This is a genomic window from Rhizobium sp. AP16 (assembly GCF_000281735.1).
Taxonomy (GTDB): Bacteria; Pseudomonadota; Alphaproteobacteria; order Rhizobiales; family Rhizobiaceae; genus Rhizobium; species Rhizobium rhizogenes.
Window position 1 is genome coordinate 111,520 of the sequence record NZ_AJVM01000006.1, and the last position, 22,657, is coordinate 134,176.

17 protein-coding genes are annotated in these 22,657 nt (G+C 57.4%); 8 read left to right on the top strand and 9 right to left on the bottom strand.

Translation table 11 applies throughout. From position 1 onward, the window contains the following. Positions 1-17: 17 nt before the first annotated feature. The 3 genes from PMI03_RS05115 to PMI03_RS05125 all read right to left on the bottom strand — a co-directional run bounded on the left by PMI03_RS05115 (position 18) and on the right by PMI03_RS05125 (position 4,618). Positions 18-1,553 carry a glycosyltransferase family 39 protein gene (locus PMI03_RS05115; protein ID WP_007690549.1) on the bottom strand — a complete coding sequence of 512 codons (1,536 nt, stop codon included), beginning with the start codon at positions 1,551-1,553 and terminating at the stop codon, positions 18-20. A gap of 254 nt (positions 1,554-1,807) precedes the next feature. Then, positions 1,808-2,269: a DUF1801 domain-containing protein gene (locus PMI03_RS05120; protein WP_007690550.1), complete on the bottom strand. Its 462-nt coding sequence runs from the start codon at positions 2,267-2,269 to the stop codon at positions 1,808-1,810. Between the two features lie 204 nt (positions 2,270-2,473). Further along, a complete protein-coding gene (locus PMI03_RS05125; RefSeq protein ID WP_007690551.1) occupies positions 2,474-4,618 on the bottom strand; it encodes an EAL domain-containing protein in 2,145 nt (714 codons plus the stop codon). A 634-nt stretch (positions 4,619-5,252) separates the two neighbouring features. On the opposite strand from PMI03_RS05125, the gene PMI03_RS05130 reads away from it, so the two are divergent. Next, the gene (locus tag PMI03_RS05130; RefSeq protein WP_234907225.1) at positions 5,253-6,359 is read left to right on the top strand and encodes a glycosyltransferase; all 1,107 of its coding nucleotides are present in this window, start codon (positions 5,253-5,255) and stop codon (positions 6,357-6,359) included. A gap of 77 nt (positions 6,360-6,436) precedes the next feature. Here PMI03_RS05130 and PMI03_RS05135 read toward each other — a convergent pair whose 3' ends face one another. Genes PMI03_RS05135 through asnB form a run of 5 tightly spaced genes read right to left on the bottom strand, consistent with a single transcriptional unit; the run spans position 6,437 to position 12,284 of the window. After that, entirely contained in the window at positions 6,437-7,441 is a 1,005-nt protein-coding gene (locus PMI03_RS05135; protein ID WP_007690553.1) for a thioesterase domain-containing protein, read from the bottom strand. A gap of 21 nt (positions 7,442-7,462) precedes the next feature. Next, positions 7,463-8,461: an NAD(+) synthase gene (gene nadE, locus PMI03_RS05140; protein WP_007690554.1), complete on the bottom strand. Its 999-nt coding sequence runs from the start codon at positions 8,459-8,461 to the stop codon at positions 7,463-7,465. After that, the gene (locus PMI03_RS05145) at positions 8,458-10,011 is read right to left on the bottom strand and encodes a class I adenylate-forming enzyme family protein (protein ID WP_007690556.1); all 1,554 of its coding nucleotides are present in this window, start codon (positions 10,009-10,011) and stop codon (positions 8,458-8,460) included. Before PMI03_RS05145 ends, nadE begins: the two co-directional genes overlap by 4 nt. Positions 10,012-10,032: 21 nt before the next feature. Then, the gene (locus PMI03_RS05150) at positions 10,033-10,308 is read right to left on the bottom strand and encodes an acyl carrier protein (protein WP_007690557.1); all 276 of its coding nucleotides are present in this window, start codon (positions 10,306-10,308) and stop codon (positions 10,033-10,035) included. Between the two features lie 14 nt (positions 10,309-10,322). Further along, positions 10,323-12,284, bottom strand: a complete 1,962-nt coding sequence (gene asnB, locus PMI03_RS05155; RefSeq protein WP_007690559.1) for an asparagine synthase (glutamine-hydrolyzing) — start codon at positions 12,282-12,284, stop codon at positions 10,323-10,325. A gap of 278 nt (positions 12,285-12,562) precedes the next feature. Between asnB and PMI03_RS05160 the strand changes: the two genes are divergently transcribed. Continuing rightward, the gene (locus PMI03_RS05160) at positions 12,563-13,306 is read left to right on the top strand and encodes a HemK/PrmC family methyltransferase (RefSeq protein ID WP_007690569.1); all 744 of its coding nucleotides are present in this window, start codon (positions 12,563-12,565) and stop codon (positions 13,304-13,306) included. 55 nt (positions 13,307-13,361) lie between these two features. Here the strand turns inward: PMI03_RS05160 and PMI03_RS05165 are convergent, their stop codons facing one another. Continuing rightward, the gene (locus tag PMI03_RS05165; RefSeq protein WP_007690571.1) at positions 13,362-14,096 is read right to left on the bottom strand and encodes a response regulator transcription factor; all 735 of its coding nucleotides are present in this window, start codon (positions 14,094-14,096) and stop codon (positions 13,362-13,364) included. A 477-nt stretch (positions 14,097-14,573) separates the two neighbouring features. Between PMI03_RS05165 and PMI03_RS05170 the strand changes: the two genes are divergently transcribed. The 6 genes from PMI03_RS05170 (at position 14,574) to PMI03_RS05195 (ending at position 22,593) form a co-directional block, all read left to right on the top strand. Further along, positions 14,574-15,266: a sugar transferase gene (locus tag PMI03_RS05170; RefSeq protein ID WP_007690573.1), complete on the top strand. Its 693-nt coding sequence runs from the start codon at positions 14,574-14,576 to the stop codon at positions 15,264-15,266. 2 nt (positions 15,267-15,268) lie between these two features. Beyond that, positions 15,269-16,147: a glycosyltransferase gene (locus PMI03_RS05175; protein WP_007690578.1), complete on the top strand. Its 879-nt coding sequence runs from the start codon at positions 15,269-15,271 to the stop codon at positions 16,145-16,147. Between the two features lie 27 nt (positions 16,148-16,174). Continuing rightward, positions 16,175-17,638: a hypothetical protein gene (locus tag PMI03_RS05180; protein WP_007690580.1), complete on the top strand. Its 1,464-nt coding sequence runs from the start codon at positions 16,175-16,177 to the stop codon at positions 17,636-17,638. Between the two features lie 101 nt (positions 17,639-17,739). After that, positions 17,740-19,068, top strand: a complete 1,329-nt coding sequence (locus tag PMI03_RS05185; RefSeq protein WP_309574323.1) for an O-antigen ligase family protein — start codon at positions 17,740-17,742, stop codon at positions 19,066-19,068. Positions 19,069-19,147: 79 nt separating this feature from the next. Beyond that, positions 19,148-21,373 carry a family 16 glycosylhydrolase gene (locus tag PMI03_RS30695; protein WP_007690583.1) on the top strand — a complete coding sequence of 742 codons (2,226 nt, stop codon included), beginning with the start codon at positions 19,148-19,150 and terminating at the stop codon, positions 21,371-21,373. Continuing rightward, a complete protein-coding gene (locus tag PMI03_RS05195) occupies positions 21,370-22,593 on the top strand; it encodes a polysaccharide biosynthesis/export family protein (protein ID WP_007690584.1) in 1,224 nt (407 codons plus the stop codon). Before PMI03_RS30695 ends, PMI03_RS05195 begins: the two co-directional genes overlap by 4 nt. Positions 22,594-22,657 lie beyond the last annotated feature (64 nt).

Here is a 22,657-nt window from a genome sequence, read left to right on the forward strand (position 1 = left end):
AATGTCACCGCCGGCCGCTATTTCCCGTTTGGATAGACCCAGGCATAGCCGAAATGATAGCGGTCAGGTTCGCGGCCATAATAGTAAGGCACGGCCATGTCGTGCTGTTCCGGATTGGACAGTGCCTCTCCGTATTTCTCTTTCAGCCACGCCGTCAACGAGACGGGCATGGTCGACGGCTTGCCATCCCGCTCGTTCCAGACCAGCAGCAGAGGCTGATGGCCTATGCTGGCATGATCGATGTCGAACAGCGGATAGGCGATCGAGATGACGGGCGTATCCGGCATGTTGATGCGGACATTGCCGGCTTTCTGCCACGTCGTTGTCACCACCGCCGCCGGCTTTCGTCCCTCGGCCGCCACGACCTGCTCGAGAAACGGGGTGTAGGGCGTGTTCAGATGCTCATAAGAGCCGAAGAATTTCGGGAGGAGCACGCTTCCCGCGATGACGAGCGGCAGCACCACCATCATCGTGAGCGGCACATAAAGAAATTTCCGGAATACCTCGGCGGATCCGACCCCTGATGCCTCGAGCTTCAGGCAGAAATAAAGCGGCGTCAGGAAAAGGAACGGCAGCAGCCAGCGATCCCGGAATTCCGTCAGCGTAACCACGAGGATCATCAACAGTAATATGGAGAGCGTCGCGACGAGTATCGTGCCCACGAAATCCGACCATTCACCTCTTGCACGAAAACTCCGCAGGAACGCCTTGCGGAAAAAAATGAGGAAGATGACGGCGGTCGGCAAGATAATGACGATACCGGTCCCGAACAGCTCCTTGAGCCCGTTTCCAATGTCGGAAAGCTTGCCGCCCTCTCCCTGTTCGGACATGGTCCGCGTGGTCTGATCGATGACCGCGCTCATGTGCGAGGTCATCCAGAGGCCGTGGGGCAGGAAGACGAGGATCGCCAGCAGGATCGTCAGCAGCAGCCGTTTGTCGAGAACTCTCTTCAGCCCATCGGGATGCCTGAGGACGGCGACAAAGGTCGCAAGGACGATCAGGATAAAATTGTATTTCGTCAGCATCCCCACGCCGACCCACACCCCCATCGAGGCATAGGATATGAAGCTGGGCTTTCGCAGCGTCGAGACGACACTGTGGAGAAACAGGCAGATTGCCAGCAGTGTTCCCACCGTATGGGTCAGGTCCCGCTGTGCCTGCCAGAACATCTGCGGCATCGTCAGCAGCGACAGGGTGGCGATCGCCGCCAGCCCCTTGTCGGAAAGCAGCAATCGGGCCACCCGATGGTAGGTGTAGTACACAAGGAAGAGCAGTACGTTCTTCAAAACCACCAGCGACGCCAATGTGGTGCCGAAAACAGCGAACACGCCTTGCTGAATCCAGTTGTAGAGAGGCGGCTGCGCGTCATAGCCCCAGTCGAGCCATTGCGCGACGACGAATTGCTGCGCCTCGTCGACACGCAACGAGTTCGGCAATGCGATGCGAACGATGGCCTGCACGAGGAAATAGGCGGCAAGAACCCACGGCACCCATCGCAGATCGGAAAATAGACCCGACTTAGCGGAACGCTCGCCGCCCTCAACGCTATCCATCGCTTTTCCTTCTGGTGGAAAAATCTCGTTCGCGAATGACGACGGCATGCACCCGCGCCTTATTTAGGTAAGCGGTATAGTGTGTCACCGTGACGAAGGCAAAGGCTATAGCAGGGGATAAAGCTGACGGGGCGGTCGTAGAGCATCCGCGTCTGCCCTCGGCTTTCGACCGCACATCCCCATGGTCTGAAGCTGCCCGCTATATCGCCACCGGGCATAGAGAGTGACGGATTGCCGTCATCTCACGACGCTCGTCAGGCACTCTTCGGAGTCTTTCGGGAACGGACGCGAGCAGCAGCTAGCACCGACGTATTCAGCGCCACGGCGGCGCGAATGAGCGCCTTCAACGCCCGTTCATCAATCTTGGCGCCCTCCTGGAAATCGATGGCACGCCGGGTATTGCCTTCGAGGCTGGCGTTGAAGAGACCTGAAGGATCCTCCAACGAAGCGCCCTTGGCAAAAGTCATCTTCACCACGTTCTTGTAGGTTTCACCGGTGCAGATGATTCCGTCGTGCGACCACACCGGAACACCTCTCCACTTCCACTCCTCGACCACTTCGGGGTCGGCCTGCTTGATGAGAGCGCGGACCCGCGCGAGCGTATCGCCCTGCCAATCGCCCAGCTCCTCTATCCTCGCATCGATCAGCTGAGAGGGAGTGCCGCCCTCGCCTTCCTTCGGATCACTGTTCTCCGTGACTGCTGTCGCTTTCCTCATCGCTACGTTCTCCTGGCCAAGACGCATGCGACTGAACCACAGCAGAGTCAGCCGATCAACTCCCGAGCAGATCAACCCCTGTGCCGACGAGAGATTCGGCGGCGGGTCTTTCCCGAAGATCTTGGTTTGGTAGCGTCGCCTTCTGTCAATGCCTTTCACAAGGCGACATGAACATTGCCGCAGGTTGAAATTATCCGCGGATTCCTACGCTCGCGCACGTTCCGATCGTGAATCCACCTGGAACAATTTTCGCGAAATTTCATCCGCCGATACCGGTCTGCCGACCATGTATCCTTGCAGCTGATCGCACCCGGCATTGCGCAATACCTCTGCTTGTTCAGCGGTTTCAATACCCTCGGCGGTTACGGGGATCCCCAAGGCCGTAGCCAGGGAGATCGTTGCACGCAGAACATCGGCTCCATTTCCTGCTTCCTTGACCCCGGATACAAGTGAACGATCGATCTTCATACGGTCGAACCCGAACTGCCGCAGCGCGCCGATGCTTGCATAACCGCATCCGAAGTCATCGAGCGCGAACTTTATACCAATACTCTTGAGTTGATCGATCGAGCGGCGAGCCTGATCGGGATTGGTGATGAGGACGCCTTCGGTTATCTCCAAAGTAAGGCGAGCGGGATCGAAAGCGAAATCCTTCAGAACAGCGATCACCTGCGCGCCAAAGTCCGGATTGCACAATTGAATTGGCGACACGTTGACCGACAGTGTCAAGCCGTTCCAGTTCTTTGCGTGAGCAATCGATCGCCGCAGCATGTGGATCCCGAGAGCGTCGATCAGGCCAGACTTTTCGGCAAGCGGTATGAAAACCTCGGGGCTGATATTGCCTGCCGGGCTAGGCCAGCGCGCCAAGGCTTCAAGGCCGGTGATCACACCTGTCGACGCAGAAACCAGGGGCTGAAACGCCGGTTCGATCGTGCCGTTGTTGATGGCACTTCTCAATTCGCTCTCCAGTTCGGCAATCCGCTGGCGATCCCGGTCAAGCTCAGCGTCATATTCGACGGCATGGCCCTTTCCGTCCTCCTTGGCGCGATACAAGGCCATGTCGGCCCTGCGCAGAAGCTCCAGCGGTGCGATGCTTGAGGCACCGACTGCGGATCCGATGCTGGCTCCGGCCTCGATTGTCCGCCCGTCGAGTTTGAAGGGTTCTATAAATAGCCCGAGAATTGCTTTTTCCACTTCTTCGCGTGTGGCGGACCCAATCTGCACCAGCGCGAACTCGTCGCCGCCGAGCCTTGCCGCAGCAATGATTTCGTGATGGCAGGTCGGCAACGCTTTGGCGATGATGCGGATCAGGTCATCGCCGACAGCATGTCCCCACGCATCGTTGACTGCTTTGAAGCCGTCGAGATCGATCAGGTAGAGCGACATCGACCTATTGTCGGAATTGCCCGGGTGATCGAGAGCGTCCAGAAGCCCATGCCGGTTGAGCAAGCCACTCAGACTATCGTGGCTGGCTTCGAAACGGGCAGCCTCCGCAAGCGCGCGCAGGCGTCGTGCCTCGGACGCGCCGGCAAAAAGGACGCCCCCCAAGAAAAGAAGAAGGATGACGACGGCTGCCACTATATAGGGATAGACGTTGTGCAGCACTGCGGTGCCGGGTGCGACGCTGGGCCAGACGAGATATGCAATCGTGGCGCCGTTCATATCTTTGACGGGCGTACTGAGGAGACCTTGCGTAGGCGCAGGTGCAAGATGCAATCCCTCAAGTTCGTGCTCATCTGACAATGTATCGAGAACGTCAGACGTCAGTTCTTTATAGTAGCTCAATACACTGAGCTTCGAGAGGGCTGCTCCTGCCGTGAAAGGCTGAATCGCCTGAGACGCCACAAGGGCTATGCCGCTTTCCGTCTTCATAAAATTTATGATGGGTTCTTGCCTTGGATCGGCGGCGGCCTCGATTTGACGATCGAACGCTTCTCCGAAAAGATCACGAGGCTGGAAGGGTTTGCCCTTCGCATAGGCGGAGATAGTGGCTCCGTCCGGACCGATCACGATCGCGCCATCATAAAGAGGATAATTCGCGCTGGTCTTGCCCCAGTTCGTATAGGCCCAGTCTGCGGCAGCCGCGGAACCGATCGCATTGTAGGCATCGTCCCATACGGCGTTGTCCGTTGTGGTTCCACTGAGACGCGAGATCAATGCAGTGACCCCGGCTTGTGCAGCACGGCCGGCCCGGGCATCGTCCATTTCATTTGCCGAGTGCGTCATCGTCGTAACGACGTGTGCTACAAGGCCTGTCAGCACGAGCGCGATCAAAAGGAAACAGGTGGTCACGACGAACACGGAAAACGTCTGGGCACGCGCCTGCCCAGTTGCGCGGTTGAGCGACATGAAAAGTCCGAGCGAGATATAAATTGGAGGGATCATGTCGGCGTGACTGCAGGAGACATCATGTCCGCAATGCGCTGCATCCTCAATCTACCCGCCGATCGTGTAGGCGCAATTAAGGTGCGTGGTTAACAAGGTCATCTTGAAAATCTGGTCCGCAAATGTTTGGAGCCCGGGTACTCTCCCCTCGCAATTCCTTCAATCGCCTCACGGATCACGATCAGTCGGTGGTTCAAATCCCGCCAAGAGCGCTAAAGACTACTTATGCTGCCGACTTCGGTATCTGGCGCTCGGCCAATCGCAGGAATCGGGTGTGGCTGTGCCCCCGCAAGCAGTTCTCTCATAAATCAATCAATACTCAGATGTGAACGCCCGCCGACGAGCGCGATCCGCTCATATCTCAGGGCTCCAGATAGTCAATCTTGTTGCGAACAACGGTGGGACCAACTTGATAGTTTGATCGGTGAGGGGAAAATCCCTCTATGGTTCTTTACCAACAGTGTAAAATATCGATTTTACGAATAGATATGAGTGATATCGGGAAATCTTCGGAGACATAGAGGGTTTTTCCGCTCGTATTCGCAAGATTTTCACCAGAGCATTGCGCAACGACCGAAATCGTTATTTATAGAAACGGTTGCAGGGCGAAAGTATTATTATGAAAGAGCGACGACTCCTTTATATTTGCGGCTTTGCGCCACATCCTAATTCGAGCTCCTCGGGACAAAAGATTGCCTTTGCGAAAATCGAGGAATTTTCCAAGTCCTTCGCCAGGATCGATGTTTTATATTTTATCAATGAGCTGGAAGAACTTGACGCCGGCCGCGCATTGCCCCCTTGGCCCGCCAACGTTGGCGACAAGATCCCGATGCACATCACCAGGGGTATGCGGATCGCAGCCGGTCTGCTGATGCCGCATCTGCCGATGTTCGTGTCGGTTCGTCGGCTTGCAGCAAGACGTGAAGTCGCCCGGCGCCTTTCCGATCCAGCCTATACGGACTTTTACAGCGATTTCTCTCAGGGCTCGGCCGTGCTGTCGCGCCGCCAGTTGGCGCGATTCATCGTTCGGCAGCATGATGTGGTGTCAAAACTTTATGGACGACAGGCCGACAATGCCGGCGGACTGAAGAAATTCTTCTACTGGATGGAAGCAGCGAAGACCCGGGCATGGGAGCGTGGTGTGTGGTCCAGCGCCGCAGGGATTGAAACTCTCTCCGAGGACGATGCAGCACTTATCCGCGATGCACATCCATCGACGCCGGTAAAATGTGTACCGCCAACGACCACGGTGGCGCTGGACCCTCAAATGCGTACCGCGGCCACGATCGTGCCCGGACGCATGATCTTCTTCGGAAACATGTCACGGCAGGAAAACATCGATGCCGTCGTCTGGATGGCGCGCGATATCCTGCCGCAAATTCACCAGCGCAATCCGGAAGCCCATCTTTGGATCATTGGGGCGCATCCGTCGGAGGAGGTACTGGCCCTGTCAGGGCCATCGATCCATGTGACAGGGTTTATCGAATCTCCCATGGAACTGTTTGCCCAGGCGGAGATTGCCGTCGTTCCCTTGCGGCTTGGATCCGGTGTCAAGATCAAGGTGATCGAGACGATCGCAGCCGGCATTCCAACAGTTACGACACCCGTTGGCGCCGAGGGCATTCCCTCACATCGCTTGCTGATGATTGCCGAATCGGCGGTGGAATTTGCCGAAAGTGTCTGCCGTGCTCTTACCAGAGAATGAGAACGCCAATTCGTCGTCAAGCAGGAGATGGCGGCGCTGACGCGGTGCCAATATTGCCGCAATATCCCTGATCACCGTTACGTCCGGTGAGCGACTGCGAGCTTCAGCCTATCATTGTACGCCGGTATCCGTGACGAAACACACAATGGACCCTGCAGAACCCTAGCCAGATTTGCAGCCAATTCGCTGGCATGCTCCGACAGACATGTCAAATGATGGCCCGACAGCTGGATATGGAGAAAACTGCTGGCCAGGCGCGACCACTGGGTTCCGTCATAGAGCCCGCAGCGCCGCCCACCGTGATCGAGTCCCGTCGAAAGAACCACGATCGGAGTTGTCGTCGGTAGTGGCAGATAAGATGCGGTTGCAGCCAGATAAACACTGCGCAGCGCCGCGTTCGTCTCTCGGATACGACGCTCCTCGGCTCCCACCAAATTTTCGGTCTTGGCAGCATGCTTCAAGTGGTGTGTCGCGAGATTGCGCGCGAGCCGCACGATATCGCCGGGCGGCAGACGGACGGTTCGGCCGATATTCCAGAACGCGTTCATCAGGTGGCCGAACGATTTCTGCACCGCCAGCGAGCGCCTTTCCACCGTGGCAAGGGTCGCGGCGGTGGCCCCGTGCAAACGCCTGTAGAAAGGCCACGTATTCAACGATGGCGGCTCGATCATCAAGATGAGCTCGACCTCGCGGCCTTGCTCCTTGAGCAATCTGGCGCATTCGTAGGCGACCAGTGCGCCGTTGCAATAGCCGCCAAGCCTGTAGGGCCCGGCGGGACGGAAGGCGAGAATGTCTTTCAGACGCTCCTTTGCCATCCATTCGATGCTTGGGCGCAATCCCGGATCCGCAAGTCCATGCGACGCAAGGGCCGCAATGGGATAGCCGCACTCGGCAGCTAGACGGCGAACATAAAATCCGCCCATCTCGAAATCACCATGCAGGAAGATAAGCGGATTGCCCTCCATCTCGGCATTGTAGAGTTTGAGCGTTTCGCTTTCCTCCGCACACGCTCTGCGCCAGAATCTCAGCTTTTCAAGACGACGGCCCCTGATGTCGTCTCTTGTCCTGTTTTCGTCATTCATGACTTCCCCCCGTCACCCACCTTAAAATACGGGCTGCACCAGCAGCGGCGCCAGATGCAACGGCCGCGTAGCCTTTCTCTTGGAATGAATATCCAGCCACACTCGCTCTACTTGATCGGTCGTCAACTGCGTAGCTTTAGCTGTCTCCTCCACCCCGAGCCCCTCGTTCAGAGCATGGAGGCATAGATCCATGCGATCGTAGGGCAATGCGAAGTAAAACTCCTCCTGGGTTTGAGTGAGCGACCATGTATCGGTTGTCGGGGGTCTGCGGCGGACTTCTTCCGGCACGCCAAGATATTCGGCGATCTGATAGACCTGCGACTTATACAGATGCGCGATCGGCTTCAGGTCGGCTGCTCCGTCACCATTCTTCACGAAGAAGCCCTGATCGTATTCGAGCCGGTTCGGCGTTCCCAAGACTGCATAGTTCAGGCGATCCGCGTGGTAGTATTCCATCTGCTTGCGGGTTCGCTGCTTCATATTGGTGGCGGCAACAATACCGAGATAGACGGAAGCCGGCATGCGGTGCCGCGTCTGCGACCCATCCGGTGCCTGAAGCACGAGCGTCGAGAGGGCATATCCTTCGCCGGCTAGCGGACTGGAGATCACCACCTTGCAAGACCAACCCGAACCATAAGCTGGTTCGACTTGCCGGATAAAGTCGTCGCGTCGCTCGTAACAGCCCATCGCCGCAAGAGCAGAACCGATATCCTCGATCGCTCCTTCCAGTGAAAAGGCCCTGGCGACCTCTTGCCCAAGCGAAAGACTTTCCGGGTCGGAATCGTTTTCCGGCATGAAAATAGCAAAGACGTTTTGTGCGCCGAGCGCATAGGCGGCAAGAGCTGCGCAGACGCTGGAATCCACGCCTCCGGACAGACCTATGACAAGCCCTCGGCGACGCATCTTGTTGCGTACCTGATCGCGCATCGCCTGCGCGATACGATCGACCTCGGCCGCGGCGTCTATGCGCAAAGCGTCCGAGGACAGCGCGCTATGGATGGAGAGAGGACTTGGGTTCATTCTGCCAGCTCCATTGAATGCTCGAATTCTTCTGCGGCGAGCCTGCGGCTCACCTTTCCAGTGTCGGTCTTGGGCAACTCCGTGCGGAAAGAGACGGAACGCGGCACCATGAAATCCTCAAGATTTCTCTGGCAGTGACGAATGACCATCTGCTCGTTGAGAGAGGGATCGTAGGCAACGACGACGGCATGAATCGCCTGCCCCAGAATCGGATCCCGCCTGCCGAAGACGACGACTTCCGCCACACCCGGACAGGCGTGAATGGCAGCCTCGACTTCCTTTGGCGCTACTTTCTCGCCGCGTGTCTTGATGATGTCGTCCTTGCGGCCGACGAAATAGAGGAAACCATCGGCATCGGCTCGAAACAGGTCGCCAGTGTAGAGGACGCGCTCCCACGGATTTGGCCCCCGTCGCAACACCTTCGCGGTTGCCTCCTCATTCTCCCAATAGCCCTGCATGACGTGCGGACCACGAATGACGAGTTCTCCTACGACACCGTGCGCAACCTTTCGGCCCTGATTGTCCACCACATAGGCCTGTGTATTCGGTATGGCGATGCCGACCGAACCAGGACGGACATCAAGTTGCGACGGCGGCAGCCAGGTGCAGCGCTTGCATTCGGTCAAACCGTACATCGAAAATATCATCACATCCGGAAACAGCGCCCGCAGACGCTCGATGTGCTCGGGCGGAAGCGCAGCAGCAGTGTTGGTGATATAGCGAAGAGCCGGCAGAGAACCGGGAACCATATCCCGCATGTTGAGAATCAACGCGGCCATGGTTGGAACCAGTGGGAATCCCGTGACCTTCTCCCGACGCATGATATCGAAAATGGCTTGAGGGAAGGCGAAGGATTTCTCCAGAACGATAGTTGCGCCGACCTTGATCGCCATCAGGATCTGATAAAGCCCATAGTCGAAGGCGATCGGCAGAACATTCAGGATCACATCGTCGGCGGTATTTCTCAGATAGGCGGTGATCGATGTCGCTGCCGCCTCGATATTTCGATGCGTCATCATCACGCCCTTTGGCCGTCCCGTTGAACCAGAGGTGTAGATCAGCATCGCCAGATCCATGTCGATCCCGACATGCCCAACCGGTCGTGCCAATCCGGCAATACTGTCAGAGAAGCGCGAGGCGCCGGGCAGAAGCGATCCAGGATCTCCTGATATGATCGCCACCTCCACATTGGTTTCTTCCGCTAGAGCCTGTTCGAGAACGCCGGCCAGTCTTGCCTGCGTAATCACCGCGCGCGCGCGGCAATTGCGGAGCATAAATGCCAGCTTGTCCGCCTTGGTCGAAGGATTGACCGGACTGAAGACACCCCCAGCTTTCAGAACGGCAAAGATCGAAACAACCGCCTCCCAGCAGTTATCCATGAAGATCATCGTGCGATCACCCGGCCGCAGGCCCCTGATTTGCAGGTCCGCCGCCAGATGATCCGAAAGCGCGTCAAGATCGGTGAAACTCAGGCTCATGTCCCTTGTCACAAGAGCCAACTTGTCTCCCCATCGTCTGGCGCTGTATCGCAGGAAATTCTCAACGCGCATTGTCTCCTCCCATCCGTGTTTTCAGGCTACCGCTGCAATTGGACCGGTTGCCGATCTCTTGCTGGCGATGAAAGCTGCGACCTTGGAAATCGAGTCGAAGTTGGCTGGTAGGATTTCCGCATCGCCGACGGTGATGCCGAAGCTATCTTCGACGAAAGTGACCAGCTCGAGAATGCCGGTGGAATCGATGATGTCGTTCTCGATCAACGACGCGTCGTCGGCGATCGTCCTTGTCGTGTCTCCAAACAGAAAGCTCTCGACGACAAAGGCCCGAATTTGCTCTTTCAGCGGAATCATAGTGTTTTCTCCCTTCAGATCACGGCTGTCATTTCGCGATCACCCCTATCCCCGGCCGATCGCGTTACGAATGTTTCATTCCATAGCTGCGTCGACAGGATGCCGACGAAGGCCGTATTGTCCCGAAAGCCGTCGGTTTGCCGCCTGCATTTCGCAAGCAGCTTTTCGGCGGCCGCCGGATTGAACAAACCCGTTTCCTGCAGCGCCCTCGGCGAAAACAGGCGTTCGACATAGGCCGGTTCCTGCCCGGCAAAGAACGAACGGCTGTCGGGCGCGCGGTAAGGCTGCTTGGTCCGGTTTCCGATCGATGGCGGTAAAAGGCCGGCTGTTGCTCTGCGCAGGATATGCTTTTCGACGAAACCCTTGAGCTTCATTCCCGGAGAAATCCGCGACGCAAACTCCACCAGGCGATGATCCAGGAACGGAAACCGCCCTTCGACGCCATGGGCCATCGACATGCGGTCACCCTGGCTGGACAGAATATAGTCGGGGAGCAGAAACTTCGTTTCCAGGTACTGCGCCCGGTGCTGCGGATGCCAACGCGCAAAATCCCTAGGTAGCCGGGAAAGAACCTCGTCGGTCGCATCATAGCCGGTAAGCCTTGCCTTGAGGTCGCAGGAAAAGAAGATTTTCGCTGCCGCCGTGCTGCGATACCGTGGACGATGCGAGAACAATGGATCGTCTAAATTGGCATTGCCAGCGCCGAAAAAGGCGGCAAGTGCTTCCGGTGTCTGCTGGCTCAAGCCGGGTAAATAAGGATAAAGCCGCCGGAACAGAAGCGGGCGGCGGGACGAGGCCGGTTGCCTGGCGCAGAAGCTGCGAACGCGGGCTTCCTTGAAAATATCGTAACCTGCGAAAACCTCATCCGCACCTTCACCTGTCAACACGACCTTCATCCCTTCCTCGCGGACATGACGTGACAGGAGATGGAGAGGCGCTGGTGCCGTGCGAATGACAGGTTTTTCCGTTTGGGCGATTACCGAAGGAAAGATGCCGGCTATCTGATCTGGCCCGCAGGCAACGGCCGAATGCCGCGTGCCAAGCGCCTGGACCATCTCGTTCTGAAAATGGCTCTCGTCATGCTCAGCGGTGTCGAAAGTTACGGAAAACGTCCTCAGACCCGCTGTCGCATAGGGCTTGGCCAAGGCGCAAATGATCGATGAATCGAGCCCTCCAGACAGATAGGCGCCCACCGGAACATCCGCTCTCATGCGAATCGCAGTCGCATCGTCAAGCAAGGCAAGCAGTTCTTCAGCGATATCGGCTTCATCGCGCTCATCCGCCATGTCGCCGGCATCCGGAAACGAAACATCCCAGTACTGGCGTATCGAAACGCCGTTGGTGTCGACGATCATGAGATGACCCGCCGGCAATTCCGAGACACCTTTGAACATGGTGCGCGGAGGCACCGGCGCCCACATGGTGAACACTTGATCCAACGCGAAAGGATCAATCTCTGCATCAATCCCCGGCACCTTCAGTAGGGCCTTGACCTCGGAGGCGAAAAACAACATCCGCGAATGTTCGACGTAGAAAACCGGACGTACACCCATACGATCGCGCGCGATCAGCATGCGCTGCCTGGTGGCGTCCCAAATCGCAAAAGCGAAATCGCCGTTCAGCAAATAAACGCAATCGGGGCCTATATCCTGATAGAGATGAATGATGACTTCGGTGTCGGACGTAGTCCGGAAGACGTATCCCTTGGCTTCCAGGGATTGGCGTAGTTCGACGTGGTTGAAAATCTCGCCGTTGAAACTGATTGAAATAGAGCCGTCGACATTCGACATCGGCTGCTGGCCATCCACCAAACCCACAATGGAAAGACGACGATGTCCTAATCCAACGCCGACGCTGGTGAATACGCCATCTTCGTCGGGACCACGGTGCTGGAGAGATCCCGCCATCCGCTCTAGCAGGCTTACGGCATCAGCCGGTACCATGCCATTTCCGAAATATCCCAGAATGCCGCACATACAAACTCCCCGCGGGACGAAGGCATTGGAAACGCCTCTGCAACGTTCCCGTCGTCCATAAGCTTGTCGGTGCGGACCGGGGGAAGCAATGGAGCAATCGGACTACCCCGACTGGAAGGGGTAGACACACCCACCCTCAGCCGAAGGTAGGTAACCCGCATGCCCCAGCTCCATTGCCTTTACGCACCCAGCCTCCAATGGGAACATCCGCTCAGCTAAATGTGGGCGAGGCAAAGGGGCGCGTTGAGCCGCCTGCCAGGACAAGAGGGATCAAGATCGTGACAGACAATGCGAGAGCGAACGATACGCAGACGACGAACGTCAAACCTTACTTCACCCGACAGACCGAGGACTTTCCCACGATGCCCACAGAGAAAGAGACCATAGTAACCTTCATGAACCTCGACTTCGAGCTCGGGCCGAACGTTCTTGTGCCACGCAAGGAGACGGAATTGCTGGGAACGGTGTGCATCGACCGTCTCAGTCAGGGCACAGTCACCCCAATCGTCGTCGACATGTGTTGCGGCTGCGGCAATCTGGGAATTGCAATCGCAATGAATATTGCTGACGCCCAGGTCTGGTCGTGCGACCTGACGCCAGAGACGGTCGATGTGGCTTGGCGCAATGTCATACGGTTTGGCCTACAGGACAGGATGAGTGTCGTTCAGGGTGACATGTTCGAAAATATCAGAAGCATCGGGCTGGAAGGTCGCGTCGACCTCATCGTCTGCAACCCGCCCTATATTTCGACCGGCCGCCTCGAGGCGGATCGCGCGCATCTCCTGGAAAATGAACCTCGCGAAGCCTTCGACGGCGGCCCATACGGGATTTCGATCCAGCAACGCCTCATCCGGGAGGCATTCGAATTTCTGAAGCCTGGTGGCTGGCTGGCTTTCGAATTCGGCGAAGGACAGGAGCGACAGGCCGCCGCGCTGCTCGCGCGGACACGCGCCTACGCGCCTGTCCAGTTCATTCTCGATGCATCGGATATTCCGCGCGTCGCGCTTGCTATGAAACTTTAAAGCGATCAGCAGAGCTGCCGGATGGATGGCCGAGAGATTGCGGCATGCATGCCGTTTACGTGTGCTGGCGGGACTCAAGAAAATCTGGATCCGCCATTGCCCATATTGCCGCCTGAGTGCGGTTCCTGACGTCAATCTTGCGCAGTATGGTCTTGATATGGACCTTGACGGTGCTTTCGGTGATTTCCAGCCTGCGCGCGATCTGCTTGTTCGACTCTCCACCCATGACCAGTTTTAGGATCGATTTTTCCCTTGGGGAGAGATTGCGGACGCCGTTGACGATCCTTGTTGTCTGAACTGGCGCCGCGGCCATGTGCGCGTCATGTTCGTGAACGTCGAAAACATCCGAGCCGGCATCCGGGCAGATGATCGCGTCACCCAGCGCAAGTTGTTTAAGCGCAAATGATTTCGCATCGTCGAGCGCCAGAAGTCGCAAGTCGGGCTTGTCAGCCGGTAACGCGGGCGTTCGCGGATCGTCCCGGCCGCCCGCGCTCGAAACGGACCAGCCCGAGATCACCGAACATTCCTCAGAGATCAGCTGCAAAGCTTTTATAAAACTCTCCGACGAGAGGCCTTTATGGAGATAGCCTTTCGCACCCCGGTCAAGGATGGCTGTCGCCTCAGCGTGGTTATAAGTATCGGCAAGCACGACGACGCGCACTTTTGGATTGATCGACAGCACGGCCGTCACAAAATCCAGAATCGCCACGTTGGCAACCGTGCCAATCACGCATACTGCGAGAGACTCCATCCTCGGCAATTCATGGAGATCCTCCAGGGTTTCCCCCATTCCGACTACCTCAAAAGACGACGACCCGAGAATAAGCCGAGTGCCTTCTCGGAATAACCGACTAGAATCAAATATATAAGCCGGGCTGAGCATAGAAATACCCCCCTTTCCCGACGAGAAAGATGCAAAACCCCAATTTTCGTTCTTATTTGCGTTCGTCTTACAACGATGGCGCGCATATAAATTAATAAATACTTTATTTATGTTGTCAAATACTTTCGTAACACATAAATATTCGTTGCTACTCATAATGGCCATCGTGACATCGAATAAAGTGTCATTATATTGTAATTATACTTCTTTTTTCGATAAACAATATTCACGTTATAACTCGCATTAGTTCGTATGAGCGATATTCATTAGGATTACCTCCTCTGTTTCCTTGCAAACCTTGCGCCACAAATGATGTGCTCTGCCTGAGGAAACACGGATCGGCCGACAATCTCTGCCGTAACCAGACCCATAGAGGAGCATCCCGTGAACCAGCCGCCGAAACTCAGCCAAGACATTAGATCGCTTCGGCCAATGCCGGCAGTGAGATATCTGCCGCAACAAGGAGCGTTCAACGCATATGTTAAGCGGGCATTTGATATCTGCGCCTCGCTTGTCCTGCTCTTAGTCACCGCTCCGCTATTCGCCGTTATCGGCCTGCTGGTCGCACTTGATGGTGGTCCGATCATCTATAGGCATGTGCGTGTCGGCAAGGACATCACGCCGTTCGATTGTCTGAAGTTCCGCACGATGATGCTTGATGCAGACGGCTGCCTGCAGGAATATTTGTCGTACCACCCGCAGGCCAAGGCTGAATGGGTTCGCGATCAAAAACTTTTATTCGATCCGCGCATCACGCCGACGGGGAAATTCCTGCGCGCGACCAGCCTTGATGAACTTCCACAACTGATCAATGTCCTACGGGGAGACATGAGCCTTGTCGGACCACGCCCGGTTACCAGTGCGGAGCTCAGCCACTACAACCGGCATGTCAGCGAATACGCCAGCGTGCTGCCTGGCATTACCGGCCTATGGCAGGTCAGCGGGCGCAATGATCTCAGCTATGAGCGACGGGTCGAACTCGATTGCGAGTATGTACTGCAGCATACGCTGTTCATGGACTTCAAAATTCTCATGCGGACGGTAGGTGTTCTTCTGTCCCGCAAGGGAGCGCGATAGCCATGAAGAACGTCGTTATGTCCGATGCTGCTGCCTTCGATGGTGGCAACCGTTCAGAAATAGCCGGCGTATCGATTCTCATGGCAACCTATGCGCGGGAAGTGGCCAGCAATCTCTATGCGAGCCTTGAAAGCCTGCGCATCCAGACGCGCCCGGCGGATCAGATCGTACTCGTTATTGACGGTGCGATCGACGAGGCTCAGGAAAAGGTAATCGCGACTTTTGCCACGTTGGATGCGCCGTGGGAGTTCACGGTGTTGCGGCTGCAACAAAATGGGGGGCTCGCCCGTGCACTTAATGCCGGGCTTGGCGTCTGCACCCGGTCGGTGATCATGCGTATGGACAGCGACGATATCTGTCTTCCCGACCGGATCCAGGTTGAGGTCGAATTTCTTGAAACCCACCCCGAGATCGGCCTCGTCGCAAGCTGGGCCGAGGAATTCTATCACGAGAACCCCTCATCGACCCGCTTGCGCGTGGCACCGACGGTTCATGATGCTGTCGTGCAGGCTTTGCGCTGGCGCAACATCATCGTTCATCCATCTGTGGCAATCAGAGCGCACTTCCTGCGCTCCGCCGAAGGCTACAATTCGAAATTCGGCCTTCTGGAAGATTATGACCTCTGGATACGATTGGTGCTGGCCGGGGTACGTTTTCACGTCATTCCAAAGGTCCTGATCAAGTCGCGAACGGGAATGGGATTGAACGAACGCCGTGGTGGTTGGCGCTATGTCACCAACGAAGTGCGCTTCAGGCTACATTTCCTGAAGGCGGGCTTTCTGTCCTTCAACCAGTTTCTAGTGGTCACAACACTCTACACCGGCTTCCGCATGATCTCCGGATCCCTGCGCGGCAGAATGTATGCCTTTGTTCGCAACTGAGACAATTGAAGGAGGCAATGAAACGCAATGACAAAACAAAATGCAGCCGATCCTGTTTCGCCGATCACGCTTGTCGCTCCCGCGACGGAGAACCATGCGCTCAGCCCCGATACGACCCACGACGCGCCGGGAAACCCGGCCCCCCGTTATTCGCTTCGTCGGTTTCTCCTCGGAGGAACGGCCGTCATTGCAATCGCGCTGTTTGCCTGGCCGATGCTGCCGCGCGTCTATGAATCGACGGCAACCCTGGTGCTGCGTCCGACCGATAACGAAGGCCAGACGGACTATGCCCAGGCCATGCGGCAGCCTCTGGACGAGAATTCCATCATCTCCGCTCTCGACGCCTTCAATTCAGTAGCCCTTGCCCAAAACGTGATCGACGCCAACCAACTCGCCATGGACGACGAGTTCAAGGTGAAGCAGGGATTGGCCAGCAAGATTCATAGTACCGTCATCAGCATGCTGGACAGTATTCTGCCGGAAACCTTGGCACGCAATACGCCCTCACCCTCTGCGAAGGACGTGATGGCAGGCAACGTGTCCTCCGCGGATACGCCGGAGGCCTCCAAGCTGAGAAGTAATCTATGGGCCAAGCTGGTCGTCAATCGCAACCGTTTGTCCTACACGGTCAATGTCGGCTTTCGCTCAAATGACCCGTTGAAGGCGGCCATGCTGACCAAGTCGCTCGTATCCGCCTATCTTGACGCCCAGGTCAAACGCAAGATCGAAAACGTCGACGGCATGAACAAGCTTCTCGAGGACCATGTGCGCCAGGCACGCGACCGGGCGAATACATCGGCTTCCGAGATGGAGGCTTTCCTTGAGAAATCGGGCCTTATCGACCAGGGCGCCGAAATCTCGCTCGAGGCTCAATTGAGCGCCCTCAGCACGGAGCTTGCAACTGCACGGGCGCGCAGTATCGACTCACGGACCCGTGCGGATAGTCTCGAAGTCATGAAATCCAAGGGCACCTTGGACAGTGCACCGGAAGTTCTGGCATCGCCAACCATACAGCGCCTGAACCAAAGCCTCACTGAAAGCATGTCTCGGCTTGCGGTGATGTCGACGGAATCGCGCAACATTCTGGAGCAGGCTCAGGTTGAGCGCGACCGGATCGTCGCCAGCGTTCGCGTGGAAGCCGACAATTGGGCTGAGCGTGAACAACTTCTCTCCGCAGAGATCGACAAGATCCGGCTGAACATGGTCGAGCGACGTAAGGCAGGCCTGCGCCTCGATCAATTGCGTCGCGAAGCCGACAACGATGCCCAAGTTCTGGCAGACGCACAAACCCGGCTGAAGACCCGAGCGCCGACGCTGGAGGCTCTGAAGCCCGATGCGGAGGTCCTCTCGCCGGCAACGGTTCCTGTCAGGCCGGTCTTCCCGATCTTGCCCCTCTATGCGGCAGGCTCTCTTGGTATGGCGTTTCTTGCAGGCGCCGGCATGAATGCGTCCGCGATCCGTCGCGATGCAAAACGGCTGTTGAAAATATGACTGTACCCGCCCACAGTTCAGCAGTCCGTTGGGCTGAGCCGGGCCTGGTTTTTGCCATCCCCCTTGCGATTGGCTTAACCTGGCTCGGCTTATGCTTCACAATGCCTCAAAATCCGGCCGCAGCTCTGGCGCCGTTCGGCATCATCGGCGCCGCCGGATTCGCTCTGGTTCTCATCGCCGCCGCCCTTGGCAGACGGTGGGCCGTGGCCTCATTGCTCGTCTTCGTCATTTTCGGCCTGAGCCTCAGCCTACGCCAGCGCGCATCGGGTGAGACGGGACTGGATTGGCAGAACGGGCTGAAGCTTGCCACCTGGATGCTGATACCGCTCGTTTGCCTTGCGAACTTTCAGCGTCTGCTTCCCTATGTCCGCGAGCCGACCATCGCTCTTGGCGCCCTCTACGGCCTGCTGGCGATCGCTTCGGGCGCCTGGTCGCTGACACCTGCCTATACCGTGGCCAATGCGTTGGGGTTTGTCGCCTATCTGATGCTGGCGTGCCTTAGCGTCTCGGTCCTCGGGCTTCAGGCGACCTTGCGTTTGGCCACGTTCACCCTTTTGGCTTTCGTCGTGTCGGGACTGGTGGCCGCAATCGTCTTTCCCGATGCGGCTTGGCTGCCGCCATCGGCTTTCGAGGCAGATTTCCGTCTTCGTGGTCTTTCCGGACATCCCAACGTTTTGGGTGAACAGGCAGCGGTGCTGGTGACCTTCGCAATCATCTGCTATCGCCGTGGAATTCTCAACCGCTGGGTTTTTATCGCGGCGCTGATCGCGGGCTTTGGGGCATTGATCGCGGCCGAAAGCCGTACAAGTGCCGCCGCCGCCATGGCAGCTTGCATCATCATTGAACTGCGTGAAAGGCACTATCTCAGGCCAATGGCCGGCATCGCTCTCGTGGTCGGAGCCATCGCGCTGCCGCTTATTGCGATTGGCGGGCTCCCGAGCATGTCGCCATTCCTGGGCTCCCTGGCACGCTCCGGCTCCGCGACAGAGATTGTGACGCTCACCGGACGCACGGAACTGTGGGCCGTGGCATCCGATCTCATCGCGCGCAAGCCGCTGTTGGGTTGGGGTTTCAACGGCACAGAAGCACTCATGATGGGCAGCGTAGGGCGCAACTTTGCCGGCGACCCTGTCAATGCCCACAACATGTATGTTCAGACGCTCCTCTGCATGGGCTTCCTCGGATCACTGCCGGCATTCGTCTTCCTCGGCATCGCGATCAAACGAATGGTGACGAGGCCCGACGCCGTCCGCGATCAGGTCGTCCTGCTCGTGATGATCATCGGCATTGCTGAAGTCAGCCTGTTTGCCACTCCCGGCCTTCTGACGCTTGCCTTTTTCATCGTGCTCGCCGGTGAGCTCCATTCTTCGTCGCAGCCCGCCACGGTCCACAGTGATATTCCCGCTCCGCAGGAGAACAGCAGCTCATGATTTTTGTATTCGCGCGTATTTGTGGATTGCTTTGCGCTGTCAGAGTGGAAACCGGCTCCTTACGCAACCCGGTGGCATCATGACGACCGCCTTCGACACAGACACCACGCCGGATATCTCCGGCTTCGCCACCAGCCATGTGCCGGCCGTGTTTCACCGGTTACGAATGTCGCCTCATCTCGCCTGGTTCGGTTGGCCGATTACATACGCTGTCGGTACTCTGCTGCTGACCATGCTCGGCAGCGGCACAACCCTGATGGCAGCCCGCTTGCTCGATCCTGTCCAGTTCGGGACTTTCGCCCTTCTCACCAGCCTGTTTACCTATGCCAGCCGCGCCGATCTCGGGATGTCGCAACTGGCTGACAAGCGAATTCCGGGGAAGTCGAACGCAATTGCCGAACACGCCGGTCTCGAGATCCTCGTCACGCTCTGGATCGTTGGGGCGATCGCCCTGGCGGCCAGCATTTCCATTGTGCTGCTCGTCGACGGGTTTGGGGTGGATCTGCCAATTCTCGGAGCAACTTTCGCCATCACTGGCGGCATCATGGGCATGATTGCCAATGGGCCGGCAACTCTATTTCGCGCCGCGTCGAGGGTCTGGGAATTCACCGTCTTGGCGCTCATTCTGCAGATCGCCATGACCGTGCCACGTCTGGCGGGTCTAGTCCTGGGTGGGGTCGACGGTTCGTTTGCCGCGGTCGCGATCTATTACACGCTTTGTGCGGTGCTGCTGGCCCGTCCGCTGCCGCGGCTGAAGAAACGCCCACCCCTTGCCTCGATGGCACAAGCCGCCTTGCCGCTTTTCGCCTTCAACGCGTCATGGACCTTCTATCTCAGCGCCAACAGATGGATATCGTCGGTTCTGTCTTCACCGCACGATCTCGGGCTGCTGTCCTTTGGAGCGAGCCTAGCCATGATCGGGCTCGGCATCATGGCGGCCATCGCACAGGTCCGCTATCCGAAGATGCTGGCGCGCATGAGTGGCCAATCGCTCCAAAAAGATTCAGCTGTCGTCGAGAGAGAGGTCTTCGTCGTCACGCTCGCGCTCAGCCTTGTCGCCCTTTGCGCGGTCTTCGTCAGCGATCGTGTGATTGCCGCGATCTTCCCCGCCTATACGGAAGCCGTGCCTGCAACGATCGCTCTCGCGGTTTCCTGCGTATCGTTGGGCGCCATGGTCTGGATCGTACCTATGATCATCGTGCGGTCTCAATCACCGGGCCTGGATTCCATGAAACTGTTCGCCGTCGGTTTCGGCACACTGTTGGTCGCGATGACAATCGGCAACAGTCTGGCGGGCATTGATGGACAGGCCTGGGGCAATGTCGCAGCCAGTCTGCTGATGCTGGCCGCAATGGTCGCGTTGATGTGCCGGCTGGGCATGCTGACGGTGACTGCGTCATGGCGGATCGTCAGCTTACAGGGAATAGCAGCAGCCACGCTGGCGTTTCTTGCCTTCTTCAGCTCGGCACAGGCGGCCGCCGTCAAGCAGGAGCCTGCGCAGACCTCCGTCGCCGGCTGGAAGACGATCTTCAAGGACGACTTTTCAACGCTGGACTTTCGAGCTGGCGGCAAGGGAACATGGAAACCTCTCTACCCATGGGGCGCGCGCAACAATGCCAGCAACAGGGAAATGCAATATTATGTCGATCCGCGACCGAATGGCGACAATGCCGCCGTGCAGGCGCTGGCGCCATTTACGATCGACAACGGCATTCTGGCTATACGCGCGTCGAAAATTCCCGAAGGCCTTCGTATTCACACGGCAGGATTTGAATATGCCTCGGGCATGCTGACGACGGCTGGCCGCTTTTCGTTCACCTATGGCCGAGTGGAGATTCGTGCCCGGATGCCAAGTGGAAAAGGCTTGTGGCCAGCATTCTGGCTGCTTCCCGCGGACAAGACATGGCCACCGGAAATCGACGTTTTCGAGGTACTCGGTCAGGATACACGCAGGCTGCACGTAACCGCCCACAGCAGCCTTCACATTCCAGCCGGTGCACGATCGGCACAAAAAGGCACGGAGCTTGTCACCACCGATCTGTCCGACAATTTCCATGTCTATGGTGTCACCTGGACGAAGGATAGCCTCGTCTGGTCTCTGGACGACCAAATCATCTTCTCGACCCCGACACCGCCGGACATGCACAAGCCGATGTACCTTCTCGTCAATCTGGCTGTCGGCGGTTCGTGGCCCGGATCGCCGGACGCATCGACGCACCTGCCAGCAAATCTTCTCGTCGACTGGATACAGGTGAAACAGCCCGAGGTTGATAACGCAGTTCAAGAAAAGGGGATCACACAATGAAGATCATCAGTCTTTCGGCGCTCAGCATTGTCGCCGCGCTTTCGCTGTTGCCTCAAAAAGGCTTTTCTGACGAGCGAGATGTCTACAAGCTCGGTCCCGGCGACATTCTGCAGCTCAGCGTATTCGGTGTCGCCGACTTCGCGCGTCGCGTGACCGTCAATATCGATGGCAACATCTCCGTCCCGTTTCTGGGCGAACTACACGGTGAAGGTCTAACGATCCACGATCTGCGCGTGGCGCTGACCGATGGCCTGACGAAAGACGGGCGGATCCAGTCCGCCGACGTTTCCGTGGAAATAGTCGAGCTCCGGCCTTTCTATATTTCAGGCGATGTGTCGCGTCCGGGCGCCGTGCCCTATCGGCCGGGATTGACCGTCAGGCATGCTATCGCGCTTGCCGGCGGCTACGACGCCTTGCGCTTCCGAACCGAAAATCCCCTGATGACCGCTCCGGATCTCAAGAGTGAAAACGAGAGCCTCTGGATCGACCTCGCCCGGCAGAAGGCGCGTGCCATCAGCTTGAGGGCAGAACTGAACAGGACGCCTGACATCGACCTTACCAGTATTTATTCCGCGCCGCTGCAGCGCAAGACGCTGGACGAAATCGCTTCCTTCGAAGAAAGCGACCTGAAGATGCGTCTCGCCAATTATGCAAAACAGCGCACATTCCTGCAGATTTCCGTGAAAAATGCTGAAGGCACCATAAAGGCGCTTCAGGATAGGCAGGAGCGGAACGAGGAAAGCATCACACTTCAACAGGGTGCCGTCGACCGGATGAATATATCCGCATCCAAGGGCCTCGTCATGGCCAACCGCGTCGATGATGAACGCCGGTCGCTCGCCGAAATTCGCAGCCAGCAGGGCGACACCGAGGCAAGGCTTGTGCAGGCCGAGCACGACAGGGACGAGCTCGCCCGCAACATCGAAATTCAGGACGAACAACACAACACGCAGCTGAACGACGCCTTGCGTGATACCTCGATCGAGATCGCGAAACTTGCGGGCAGGATTCGCGCCTCAAGTGAGAAGCTGCTCTATACAGGTGCGGTCAAGGCGCAGATGCGCGGCGGTGAGGGCGGCCCATCGCTTGTCATCTACCGTAAGAACGGTGAGCAAACGATGCAGATTGCCGCTCAGGAAGACACCCCGCTCCGGCCCGACGATGTTCTCGAAGTCACGATCCGGCCCGAACAGATGGTGATGTCCCCGAACAGCCAGTAGGGCATCGTGAAGTTAGAGCGTGTTTGGGAATTAACCTGCTACGAGCCGATTGAGCATGAGGCGA